We start from the raw sequence: 10,217 nt of genomic DNA, 5'->3' as shown, positions 1-10,217 counted from the left end.
GGCGGGTTTCCCGCCGTAGGAAACTTTTCAAGACGAATTTTGAATTTTGAATTGATCTGCCCCATGTCCCATTCTTTATTCTTTGAGCAGCAAATAATATAGTGAACCATTGCCGCCTGTAACGCCTGCGCGATCGCCTGCTAGTTTACCAGTTCCCATGAAATAATCAACTCTACCAGGGCCTTTGATCGCACTACCTGTATCTTGATCTAGCACAAACCGATTAACTCGCCGATACTCTAGCCTACCACCGCCTGCCGGATAAGGTAATGAAGTCTCAACTAATGCTAGTGCGCCTGGAGGCATCAGTGACTTGTCTGTGGCAATGGAACGCTCGGCAGTAACTGGTACATTGATACTACCAACGGGTAGTTTATTCTCTCTTTCTTGGAAAAAAATAAACCGTTCCCAACGTGGCAGATAATTATTTAACTCGTGGGGTTGTTGACGGAAAAAACTGATCATCTTGGGCATGGTTAAGCCTGGTAATGGCAGTTTGCCGTCTTTGGCTAATTCTCGCCCGATACTTGTCCAAGGATAATCAGTTGCACCTGCAAAACCAATGGCGGTTCTAGTACCATTAGGTAACTGAATTTGGGCTGAACCTTGAATATGAATCAAGTAAGCATCCAGGCGATCGCGGAACCAGAGCAATTCTAAACCGCGCAGTTTGCTTTTATTCCCCAATAAACCATTTTTGCCCTCTAATTGTAGGCGTGTGGGGTGGGGTTTAGGCCATTTGTCAAAATTAGGCGGTCTTCGGTACACTGGATACTTATATACTGAAGTCCTGACTCGACTAGCCTGATAAACAGGCTGGTAATAAGAAGTAAACTTCACAGTACCCTTGCCGTCATTACCTACAGACTGGTAAAAAGCAAACTCTCGCTGTACAGCCGCTTGCAGTTGGGCTGCTGATCTAGAATTGACAACCAATTGCCGAAACCGCAACAAACTGCGACGTACACGATTCAGGGTAATTCCCTGAACAGGATAATTTTGATATATCCGTTTGGCGGTATTTGTTTCTAGATAACGCAGACTGTTATCAATTGATGATAACAACGCCTGGCGATCGCCTCGTTGACTCCCACTACCAAAAATCTGCTCATCCCAACCCAAGCAAGTATTTTGGGCGGTACAATTACCGATATTGACTAATCTCAGTGGTGCTTCAATCTCAGGATTGCTGGGCTTAACTGGCGGCTGTAACTCAGGGCTGGCCGCATTGGGTGGCGGAACATTAATGATTACCTGAGCCGCAGCGATTTGGTTGACAAACGCAATTCCCAGACTCAAGGAAAGCGAAGCAAGGGTTTTTTTCATCATTTAGTTGAATCTTTCAACGCTAGAACTAAACACTGGTTCTACCCGGATAGCAATAATCCGAGATGGACGCACCACCATATACTCCCCTTGAATATTCTTGATCGGTACGCTGATAAAGTCATGAGAAGTAGACTTGGGTACAAGTTCCCCGCTATACCATTTTTGAAAATCTTGAATAGTGGGAAACCTCACTTCTTCACGATGACCACTGTCTAATAATAGGTAGACTGCGTATTCATTCGGAGTTCTAGGCATAAGATTGAATCTGAAAAAAAAACTTCAACCAATTGTTACCCAGGATACCCCAGAATGAAAAGGGTAAGCATACGGGAGCAAGAAAAGCTGTTCGGGAAAGTTCTATATTAATCACTCATGACAGTTGACTCTTAACTGTGGATTTTTACTTTCCCCTTAGACGGTTAATGGCTGCATCAGTTCCCCAGAATTTTTGTAGCACTACACTGGCACTAGATAAATTTTCTTGCTAATTTGTTTTTACCTATCTTGGTGATCATGTCAAGATGAAGATGAGGACTTAGACAAGTCAGACAATGTTAGGAAACTTACTTGCTCGACGTTATCAAATTCTGCAAATCTTAGGAGGAGGAGGATTTGGTCAAACATACATTGCCCTGGACACCCAACGCCCAGGACATCCCAAATGTGTTGTTAAGCAGTTTCGCCCTGTAACTCATAACCCTGGGTTTTTGGAAACTGCCAGAAGGTTATTTACCAGTGAAGCAGAAACTCTCGAAAAACTCGGTCATCACGAGCAAATTCCTCGACTGTTGGCATACTTTGAAGAAAACCAAGATTTCTTTTTGGTGCAAGAGTATATTGAGGGGCATGCTCTCAAGGCGGAAATTTTACCTGATCACAAATGGACAGAAAATCAAGTTATATTCCTATTGCAGCAGATATTAAATATACTCAAATTTATTCACAGTCACAACGTTATTCATCGAGATATTAAGCCTGACAATATTATTCGCCGCATAATTGACAATAAGTTAGTCCTGATTGACTTTGGCGCAGTTAAACAAGTCCGCACACAAATGAATACAAATCCTGAGCAAATAGAGATAACTGTGGCTATTGGTACACCAGGATATACATCTATAGAACAGGGACAGGGTAAACCGCAGGCTAACAGTGATATTTATTCTTTAGGTGTTATTTGTATTCAAGCACTGACAGGAATACATCCCAGGGAATTTGAAGAACATCCTCACACCAGAGAAATTCTTTGGCAACATCGGGCTATGGTGAGTCCGCCGTTGGCATCTATCATCTCGAAAATGGTGCTAATTAATTTCAAGCAGCGTTATCAGTCAGCTAAAGAGGTTTTAGAAGAATTACAGCAAAATTTTCCGTTTATAGTTGAAACTCCATTAACTCAAACACCATCCGTATGGACATCACAGCCGCCAATTTCAGTATCCCCGCAACAGGCAATTGCTGATCAAAGCGGTTCTATTTTGTCGCCAGAAAAGCGCGATCGCCTGGAGAAGATTCTGGTAGAATTAGTTGGCCCTGTAGCCAAGACATTATTACGACGGGCAGCATCAGCACCCAATTACCAACAACTCATCGATAATTTGTGCCTACATCTACCAGAACATCAACGAATTGAGTTTCAAGAAAAAACGATGTTCTTGTTAGAAGAAGAATCTCATACCCAGCGACAGACTTCCTCCCAGGCGGTGCCAAGCAGAACTCCTCCCATAAACAACAACTCAACCATCAGCGACAGTTTTCTCCGTGAATGCGAGCAAGAATTAGTTAATTTAATCGGCCCTATCGCTGTTTTTCTGATTCAAAAAGCTATCAAATCTACTAATGGACAAATTTCTCGTACAGAATTTGTCAAAAGTTTAGCTGCTAGCATTCCAGATACACAAAAATCTTTACAATTTCAACAGCGATTTCTGTCTTGAAAAAGGGACTGGGAACTCTGAAGAAGCAGGGGAGGCAGGGGGAGAAAAATCCAATTCCCAATGACTAATGACTAATGACTAATAACTAATAACTAATAACTAATGACTAATATCCTTGTTGATTGAGCATATCCATCGCTATTTTTAAGCTAGCTTTCATGCGATTGAATGCTGCTGCTAAACCACCAATTTCATCTTTAGAAGTTTCATCAAAATCAGCACTCATATCACCAGTGCTAACTTTTTGAGCAATTTTTTCTATCTTTTTAATTCTCTGAATTACCGTTTTTTTGATTAAAAAGTTAATTAAAAATAAAACAACTGTAAAAATAGCAATTAACAACCCCATAATCAACGACCAACTACTCTGGGCATAATTAAAAATCCGTTGGGAAGGAACAGAAATAATTTGAGCCGCAACAATTTCATTGAGTTGCCATCCAAAACCGTTTTTTGTACCATAGGTGATCAACTGGCTCTTAGGTGCTAATTCTGGTGTAGAATGGCATCGCAGACAAGTCTTTTGCGTAATTGCTAGCGGCCTCGCTATATAAAATACTTCACCTTCAGGTAGTATACGAAAGCCGACAATTTCTTTAGTCTGCGTTTCTCTGCGAAATCGCTCGACAATTTGAGCCTCGAAGTCATCAGCTTTATCTCTGAGATTAGTAGGATTGAGTGTGGCTTCTTTATAGAGAAAATTTTCATTTCCTTCAGTTTTCCGAAAATTCTCAAATACTTCTGTTGCAGAAAAAGCTGGTACTGTTTCGGGAATAAAGGCTGTTCCTGTTTCTAGTTGTGGTGCTAATAAAGGATTGATTCTGTCTTGCGTATAACTTCTCACGGCATTCATGGTTTTCATCAAAATTAGTGCTTGCGAACTAACTTCATTTTGCGCTCTTTGTTGTAACAAGCTTGATAATATAGCACCACTTAGACAAATACTGATGATGAAAACTAATATTAAAAGCAAGTTGAATTTACTACCAATTTTTAAGTTATTTAACATATTTCCCCGCTTAGTCAGCGTCAATATTGACAATTGTAATTAGTCAAAACCTAGGTATTTTAAAATTTTTAGCTTAGTTGATTTGAGTTACTTAGCGATTTTTTTTAATAAAAACTTAACTTCTTTCAGTTAAAATTAATAAGATATCGTATCATATTTAAGGTGATGAAAACAGGAATAAAAGTAAATAAATATTAATTTATGTTGTCAAAGATTTAAGTATAATTTGAATCAAGCTAAATTTATAAGCAGATATAGAAACAAGTTATTGAACTATAAATAGTGATGGTGTGGCGATTTTCACGGCGGTTATTGCTGTTAAATTTACTGGGGTTAACAGTTGCTAGATGCTCATCAGCACCAACTTATCGAGGTAAATTAACGATTGGTGTGATTAATTATGATGGAGACGCAGAAATCATTAACAAATATGCAAAATTCAATCGTTACTTGGGAGAAAAAACTAAAGCCAGTATTCAATTAGAGCCAACGTTTAATGAGAATAAAGCGATTGAGCGTTTGCAAGCTCAAGCTTGGTCTTTGGTGTTTGCCCCACCAGGGTTAGCAGCGATCGCGATCGCACGCTCTCAATATATTCCGATTTTTCCGTTGGTGGGTGTGAGTAATTTACGCTCAATCATTGTGGTTCGTAAAGATAACCCTATCCGCGAGTTAAAGCAGCTACAAGGTAAAACGGTGGCTTTAGGTCAACCAGGGTCAGCTACAGGATATTATCTACCCTTGTATAATCTTTACGGATTGACACTAGGAGAAATTATGTTTGCTCCCACTCCAAAAACGTTACTAGAGTGGGTAGCAGATGGAAAAGCTAAGGCTGGTGCTGTTTCCCTGGCAGAATTTAATCTCTACAGTTCCCAATTGAGCCAAACCCAGTTCCACATCCTGCACACAGATCCTCACTATGTCCCGCCTGGGGTAGTTTTAATTAGTCCCACTATCAAGAGCGATCGCGTAGAATCGATCCGTAAAGCCATGAGTGAGTTTGCAGGTGTTTCGGCTCAAGAAGTCGGATATGTCCCGAATGGGAAAGTCCCAGATTATCAATACATGATTTCTGTAGTAGAACGTGTGAAATTAATTGCTGATCAACTGCAAAATCAGCCGGTGCAATTATTCAAAAAAACAACATGAACTACCCCACTCCTAAAAAACACAGGGAGTGGGGAATAGGGAGTAGGGAGTGGGGTGTAGGGGTGCTGTTGACAAATCCTCTAGTTGTTAGCTTTTTGATGGTGATAATCTTGCACGCTTAACAGTTGCCAACTAGAATCCGGCGTAAGTTCCAAAACCCATTGATGATAATCAAATAAGCTTTCTCTATGCCCTACACTAATAAATGTTGTGTTTGTCTCTTGTAACTGTTGATATAAATTGCCTTCATTTTGCAAATCTAAAGCACTTGTGGCTTCATCTAAGATGGTAAATCTGGGATGGCTGATTAATAGTCGTGCGAAGGCCAGACGTTGTTGTTCTCCCAACGATAATATATTTTCCCAAGGAACTTCAGTATCAAAGCCATCGACTCGATTTAGCAAGTTTTGCAAGTTAACTTGTTGCAACACTTCTTGAAGTTGTGCATCGGTCATCTGACGATTTGTATGAGGGTAAAGTAACTGCTCGCGCAAAGTTCCTAAAATGATGTAAGGACGTTGGGGAAGAAATAACACTTCTTCTAGAGGAGGTCGCACCAGACGGCCAGTTCCCGAATTCCACAAACCTGCGATCGCTCTCAGTAAAGAACTTTTCCCTCTACCACTCGGCCCAACAATTAATAAACCTTCTCCTGGTTTCACAGAAAGTGATAAATTTTCAACGATTACTTGTTCATAGTTAGGTGTTTGTAAGGTAATATCCTCAAAAGCCAGACGCTTGTCTTCTATGGTTTTAATTGTATTGACATTCTCTGGTTGTTTGGTGACATCTTCTAACACATCTGCAAAATCAGATAACCGCTTAACGTAACTCGAAAATTGCCCAGAAATCCCAAATTCATTAATTAATTCGCCTAAAGCAGTCGCAAACAACGCACAAGCAATAGCAGCTTGACTAATTTCACTAAATTCCATTTTGCCTTGAATGTCTAAAGGCCCAAAGACAATAAATGGAAATATTTGGATTGCTGCTTGATATCCTCTATTGAAAATATCATTATTGCGTTCCCAATTAATTTTACTTTTAGCACTTTTAATCAAATGCAAAAATCTGCGCTTAAGAATATTAAACTCTTGGTTTTCTCCCTGAAAGAAAGCGATAGATTCAGCGTGATTCCGCACATGAGTTAGTGCATAACTGTAGTCTGCTTTTGATTCAAGTTCTTCTTGATTTATCTGATTTAATTCTTGATTTAAGTAGACAGCAATCAAATTACCTATGATTGTATAAGTCACTAGAATGATTGCAGCTTGCTGAGAAATTGACCAAAGAATAATTAAAAAAGCTATCATTTCCAGAACTTTTTCTAACAAAGTAGCTGAAAACTTCAGAGAACTACTGGCAATAGGTTCAAGTTCTTGAGATAGCCGTTGATCTGGATTCTCAATCTCAGAGCTAAAATTGATTTTATAATAAGCTCGACCACTTAAATATTTTGACAAGATATCATTATTAAGCCATTGATACCAATCAAGAGCAATCTGTTTTCTGACGAATTTAGAAAGCCCTACTAAGATTGTTACTAATACAAGTCCAAAGCCATAAAGCCATAAAACATTAAAAAACTTAGATAAATCCTTATCTTTAATGATGGTATCGAGTAAATAACGATTAATAAAACTATTAAAAACGCTGGTTCCTACCATTCCAAAGATTAATAAGACCAACAAAACGAGCATTCCCCAAGACCGAATCACATCTGAAAATGCTCTTTCACCTGGCTTTGTAGGATACCAATAAGGAACTGCAATCACTTGCACATCTTTCCAAAATTGAAAAAAAGATGACAACGGAGAATTACTATCTTTTACAGCTTGATTGTTAATAACTTGAGCTTGCATATTTTATAGTAAACAGGTGGAAAATTTTTTATTACTGTATCATTTAAACAGAGGCAAATATAGTTGAATAAGATGACTAAATAGGCTGTTTATAAACTATAAATTTATCCGCGTGCCCTGCGGGTAGGCTTACGCCATCGTAAGAGAAGCAAGCTATATCTGCGTGCATCTGCGTGCATCTGCGTTTAATTCTGACTTCCCACTGTGGGTCTAGCAGAAATACTTACGTCTGGTGTTGCTAAAGTCACCTCATGAGTAATATCAGGTAGTTCATCTTCTACAAGTCTCAGACGAGGATAGAAGTAAGCAATACAGGTTGTCGAAATAGTTAAAATTCCCGTGATGACTAACAAAAGTCCCATACCGCGACCTGTACCGACACCAATAACCTGTCCGATACTACCTGCTAACAAACCGTCACTAGACATCAAGGGTTCAAAAACCTTTTCTGCTAGGGGGCCAATGGTAATGTAGCCCAGAGGTAAACCTACAGCTTCGATCGCACCTTTGATCGAAAATACTCTACCCTGTACTAATGGTTCTACCTTCGACTGAAAAATCGCTTGAGTTGAACTAGCAATTATTGGTCGAATCAAAAAGAATAAAAAGATACCCGCAATAAAAACCACAATAGAAGCTTGAAAACCAGCTATCATCAATAACGCACCCGTGAGCAGCATACAGGTGTATATCACATTCATGTAATTTTCCATACCTCCCCAAATACCCATGAGCAAGCCTCCTGCTAAAATGGCTACGCCAAAGAGGGAAATAATAGTTCCCAACACTGTTACAGGCGCAAAAGATAATACTAGGGGTGTAGTGATCACCTGAACAGTTCCGACTAGAAAAAGGCTATAAGCTGAGATGATTAACAATCCTAGTAGTCCTGGTCTAGCTAATAAATAGGTGAAGCCATAAGTTGTTTCTTTAAAAAAAGAACTTTCTTCACTGGTAACAGCAGCGTTGGATTTTGGGAACTGAACCAACAACAGGAAACCAAGACTCAACAAGACAGTGGTAATATGCAGTATAATAATTCCTTGCAGAGAAATCAGACCTAACAGCACACCGCCTAAAGGTGGAGCGATAACCCGCGCTGTACCGTTCATAAAACTGAGCATTCCATTAGCCCTACCGAGGTGTTGTTTTGGAACTAGGAGGGTGATGGAAGCAATGAAAGCTGGCATCTGAAAAGCCATGAACACAGCACTTAACGTATTGGCTAAGTAAATTTGCCACATTTCCAACCGACCGAGGAGCAATAAACCTGCGATCGCCACAGTTGGTAAAATTGCCAGTAAGTCACTGATAATCATTGTCCATTTACGATCCCACCGATCCACAAATAACCCAGCTACGGGCGCAAGTAAAATCAGAGGTAAAGTATTAGCCAGGGAAATCAAAGCAAATTGAGTCACAGAACCAGTTTGTTCATAAACCCAAACATCCAAAGCAAATGCGCTCACGGTGCTACCAATGGATGCTATCAGTTGTCCCACCCAAACAATGATAAACAGTTTCATCTCACGGAAAATAGTCAGTGGCATTTTTTCCAAACTTGCCAACATGATCAACCCCTCATTGTCTGATAGTGGTGTAACAGTTGTTGCGCCTGATGATCCCAATCAAACTTTTCTACTGCTTGCTGCCTGCCTGCTTCACCCATTGCTTGACGCAGATTATCATCTAAAAGCAGTTGCAGCATAGCCTCAGCTAAATCATCTACATCCCCACGTTCCACTAATAACCCTGTTTTTCCATCCTTCACCAGTTCAGGAAAAGCACCCCCACGGGTAGCAATCACAGGTAATCCCATTGACATCGCTTCCACAACAGGCATCCCAAACGGCTCATTCCAGACAGAGGGAAAAACGAATATATCAGCTTGTTGATAATATTCCAATAGTTGGAAATGGGGAATTTTACCCAAAAAATCAACTGAACTAGCGGCGTTATCAGCAATTCGCTTTTGCAATTGCGATTTATAGCTACCTTGATAATAAGGACGCAGATTTTGAGTTTGTGGGTCTTGTTTATCAAGCATATACCACGGTACTAATGCGTTTTCTGCACCAACAAGTTTTAGTTGTACTTGGGGATAACGAGATACTAATTTATTAAAGGCATCAATTAAAATATGTACACCCTTTTCTGGGGAAATTCTGCCGACAAATAGAATTTGTTTAATATCTTTTTTATCTGTTTCTCTATTATAATTATTTGGGATAGTAAAGTGACGAGTATCTACGCCATTATAAAGAGTTTGGCTATTAACTTGAGGTAAGTATTTACGAACTTGATTTATTACGTAATTGCTACATCCAACTACCAAATCAACTGATTTAAGGTGCTGTTCTACCATTACTGGCTCTAGCAACGGCAGAAAATCACTATGTATATGTAAGACTATTTTTGCGTGGGGATTATAAGCACGCATCATGGGAACAAATTGAGAAACAATGTTGATATGGATGACATCACATTGTTGTGCTTGAATATCCTGAGCGATTTGGCGGTAAAATTCAGGAAAAAACAATTTAGAAGCATAAAAAGGTCGTTGAGAATTGGAGATATTCCAACTATCAACAACACTTAATAAGTCTAAAATTTTATCGAGCCGTGATTCCGGGATGCGACGATAGGTGATGCCATCTTCTTGATATTCCCATTCTTGATAGTGACCTTTTGCACCATAGAATAAAACCTGATGCCCAGCACGAGCTAAACGCAGTGCCAAGGCATAGGATACGAGTCTTACTCCCCCAGTTTTCGGGGGTTCAGCTAGGGTAATTGGATAATCAAAGAAGGCGATTTTCATAATTTTGATGACTTGCTTGAGAATTGGTAAATTCCCTATTTGCTCTCATTGAGAACAGTTAAATTATTTTTTACCAAATCTGCAATTTTCTGCTTGTAATATTCCTT

Annotated in this window: 8 protein-coding genes; 2 read left to right on the top strand and 6 right to left on the bottom strand. The window is 39.6% G+C overall.

The features are described 5' to 3' along the window. Positions 1 to 75: 75 nt before the first annotated feature. The gene (gene mltA / locus AACS98_RS17600) at positions 76 to 1,329 is read right to left on the bottom strand and encodes a murein transglycosylase A (protein ID WP_198161148.1); all 1,254 of its coding nucleotides are present in this window, start codon (positions 1,327 to 1,329) and stop codon (positions 76 to 78) included. After that, positions 1,330 to 1,584 (bottom strand): hypothetical protein, encoded by a 255-nt coding sequence (locus tag AACS98_RS17595; protein ID WP_066382165.1) that lies wholly within the window; start codon positions 1,582 to 1,584, stop codon positions 1,330 to 1,332. 296 nt (positions 1,585 to 1,880) lie between these two features. On the opposite strand from AACS98_RS17595, the gene AACS98_RS17590 reads away from it, so the two are divergent. Then, positions 1,881 to 3,266, top strand: a complete 1,386-nt coding sequence (locus AACS98_RS17590; RefSeq protein WP_066382162.1) for a serine/threonine-protein kinase — start codon at positions 1,881 to 1,883, stop codon at positions 3,264 to 3,266. 106 nt (positions 3,267 to 3,372) lie between these two features. On the opposite strand, the gene AACS98_RS17585 is transcribed toward AACS98_RS17590, so the two are convergent. Further along, positions 3,373 to 4,275, bottom strand: coding sequence for a c-type heme family protein (locus AACS98_RS17585; RefSeq protein ID WP_066382160.1), 903 nt, complete (start codon positions 4,273 to 4,275; stop codon positions 3,373 to 3,375). Between the two features lie 285 nt (positions 4,276 to 4,560). On the opposite strand from AACS98_RS17585, the gene AACS98_RS17580 reads away from it, so the two are divergent. Beyond that, on the top strand, positions 4,561 to 5,427 hold the full coding sequence (locus tag AACS98_RS17580; protein ID WP_066382158.1) for a phosphate/phosphite/phosphonate ABC transporter substrate-binding protein: 867 nt from the start codon (positions 4,561 to 4,563) through the stop codon (positions 5,425 to 5,427). An 80-nt stretch (positions 5,428 to 5,507) separates the two neighbouring features. On the opposite strand, the gene AACS98_RS17575 is transcribed toward AACS98_RS17580, so the two are convergent. The 3 genes from AACS98_RS17575 to AACS98_RS17565 all read right to left on the bottom strand — a co-directional run bounded on the left by AACS98_RS17575 (position 5,508) and on the right by AACS98_RS17565 (position 10,110). Further along, positions 5,508 to 7,289, bottom strand: a complete 1,782-nt coding sequence (locus AACS98_RS17575; protein ID WP_066382156.1) for an ABC transporter ATP-binding protein/permease — start codon at positions 7,287 to 7,289, stop codon at positions 5,508 to 5,510. A gap of 185 nt (positions 7,290 to 7,474) precedes the next feature. Further along, complete coding sequence (locus tag AACS98_RS17570) at positions 7,475 to 8,860, bottom strand: MFS transporter (protein WP_232317169.1); 1,386 nt, start codon at positions 8,858 to 8,860, stop codon at positions 7,475 to 7,477. A 2-nt stretch (positions 8,861 to 8,862) separates the two neighbouring features. Then, positions 8,863 to 10,110, bottom strand: a complete 1,248-nt coding sequence (locus tag AACS98_RS17565) for a glycosyltransferase family 4 protein (RefSeq protein ID WP_066382153.1) — start codon at positions 10,108 to 10,110, stop codon at positions 8,863 to 8,865. Between the last annotated feature and the right edge of the window lie 107 nt (positions 10,111 to 10,217).

Origin of the sequence: Anabaena sp. CA = ATCC 33047, assembly GCF_963870205.1 — a bacterium.
Classification (GTDB): domain Bacteria; phylum Cyanobacteriota; class Cyanobacteriia; order Cyanobacteriales; family Nostocaceae; genus Trichormus.
The sequence above is the reverse complement of the archived record's forward strand: the minus strand, read 5'-3'. Positions and strand labels throughout refer to the sequence as shown.